The sequence below is a fragment of the Xanthomonas sp. SHU 199 genome (genome assembly GCF_000364665.1).
GTDB lineage: Bacteria > Pseudomonadota > Gammaproteobacteria > Xanthomonadales > Xanthomonadaceae > Xanthomonas_A > Xanthomonas_A sontii.
In genome coordinates, this window is record NZ_AQOI01000841.1 from 1 (window position 1) to 2,252 (window position 2,252).

Sequence of the window (2,252 nt, forward strand, 5' to 3'; positions counted from 1 at the left end):
GCTCAAGGGCCCGGAATCGATCCTCGGCGACAGCAACGGCGGCGACATGAGCGGACTGATCAACGTCGTCACCAAGCAACCGCTGCGCGCACCGAAGCGCGAACTGAGCTACGTCCTCGGCGAGCGCGGCGACGTGCAGGCCGGGCTCGATGCGACCGGACCGATCGGCGCCACGCCGCTGAGCTACCGGCTCGTCGTCTCCGGCCAGCATGCCGATTCCACGGCGCAAGGCTACGGCCCGCGCAATGCCGCCTACCTGGCGCCGTCCATCGCCTGGCAGGGAGACGACAACCGCCTGGTGCTCGGCGTGCAGCGCGTGACCGATCGGCAGCCGGCCGCCGACCATGCCCTGCTGCTGCGCAACCGCGTGTCGGCGATGACGCCCAGGAGCTTGCGGCTGGGCAACGCACAGGACCATACCGCCTACCGCACCCAGCGCGCCTATTACCTGTTCGATCAGCGGCTCAGCGACCGCTGGCAGCTGCGCAGCCGCGGCCAGTACGTGACCCAGGCGATCGACGCGCGCAACTGGGGCATGCTGTCGCCTTCGCCGAAGGGCGCCGTGCGCGCCTATGCCGAGGCGTACCGCAATACGACGGCGTACTACACCATCCAGAACGACCTGGTCGGCAGCTTCGGCGACGGGCCGCTGCGGCAGACCGTGACCCTGGGCCTGGATTACACGCGCGCGCGGCTGGGCAGCAGCGATTACTTCATCCGCATGCACCGCAACCGCTACGACGTGTTCGGCGACGAGCGGCTGGTTCCGGTGCACTGGCCGCATTCGCGGCGCGGGATCCTGCATTACCCCGGCAGCCCATGGTCGAGCCGGAGCGGCATCCTGCTGCAGGACCAGATCAGCATGGGCGAACGCTGGGACGTGCTGCTGGCGCTGCGCCGCTCGGCGTACGAGATTTCCAGCTACGACGCCAAGGGCAAACTGCGCCAGTTGCGCCGGCGCCGCTGGGTGCCCAACGTCGGCGTGGTCTACAAGCTGACCCCGGAGGCGTCGCTGTACGCCAGCACCATGAACGGCTTTGCGCCGAGCGCCGTGCTCGGCAAGAACGGCCGGCCATTGCCGCCCGCGTTGTCGCGGCAAGTGGAGGTGGGGGCGAAGATCGATCTGTTCGAGCACCGGGCGCTGCTCAGCGCCGCCTACTACCAGATCACCGTCGACCGCAGCTTCGACCTGGTGCTGGCGCATCCGTCGTACTTCGCCAGACCGATCGACAGCCAGAGCAACCACGGGCTGGATCTCGACTTCGTCGGCGCCATCGCCCCCGGCCTGGAACTGAGCAGCAGCCTGGCGCTGGCCCGCATCGGCCGGCGCGACGGTACGCCGACCCTCGGCGTGCCGCGCACCCGTTTCACCCTGTGGAGCAGCTACCAGTTCCAGGATAGCCGCTGGAGCGGCTGGGGCGTGGCCGGCGGCATCCTGGCGCGCGATCACACCCTCGGCCGCCGCCTGGCCGGCGGCTATTTCAAGATTCCCGGGCAGGCCAGCGTGGACGCGAACGTGTCCTATCGCACCGAGACCTGGGGCGTGACCGTGGGCATGCGCAACGTCTTCGATCGGCGACTGTATGCCGACGAGTTCGACGAAACCTTCGTGCCGCTGCCGGACGGCCGCAGCCTGCTGCTGACCGGCAGCTATCGGTTCTAGCGCGCGTCGTCGCGACCGACGCGGCAGGCGTCGGCCGCGCTCAGGCCTCGGTGGAGCCCTGCCGCTGCGGCGCCTCTTCGACCTGGCCGAGTTCGTGCAGCAGTGCCGTGGCGTAGCTGCCCGGCGGCAAGGCGAAGCGCAGTTCCAGCGCGTCGTCCTGCCCGTCCAGCCAGCGCCATTGCAGGTCGGCCACGCGTAGGCGGGTCGCCCGCCGCTCCTGCTTCAGGCCCTCGCGCTCCAGGCCGTCGCGCAGGCGCTGCGCGACCGCCTCGTCCAGCACCGCCAGTTCCAGCGCACGCGCCGCCTCGGCGCTGCGCAGCTCGCCGGCGCCCCACAGCGGCGCGGACGGATGGATGTCGAAGCGCTGCAAGCGTTCGGCCAGCGCCTCCGACCACGGCTCCGGACCGAACACGCTGCGGCTGCCGTCGAGCATCCACACTTCGCCGTCCAGCGCGCTGTCCCAGTTGCCGGCGGCCACGCGGGCGGCCAGCACCCGGTTGAACAGTTCCGAACGGGCCGCCGACAGCAGCAGCGAGCGCTGCTCGCGGCGCACGCGGCGGCCGCCGAACATCGCCAGCGCGGCGCCGAC

The 2,252-nt window shown here is 70.7% G+C and carries 2 protein-coding genes; one reads left to right on the forward strand and one right to left on the reverse strand.

From position 1 onward, the window contains the following. On the forward strand, positions 1 to 1,663 hold a 1,663-nt coding region (locus D183_RS0122940; protein ID WP_017911060.1), incomplete at its 5' end, for a TonB-dependent siderophore receptor. Positions 1,664 to 1,703: 40 nt separating this feature from the next. On the opposite strand, the gene truD is transcribed toward D183_RS0122940, so the two are convergent. Beyond that, the coding region (gene truD / locus D183_RS0122945) for a tRNA pseudouridine(13) synthase TruD (protein ID WP_017911061.1) at positions 1,704 to 2,252 on the reverse strand (549 nt) is incomplete at its 5' end.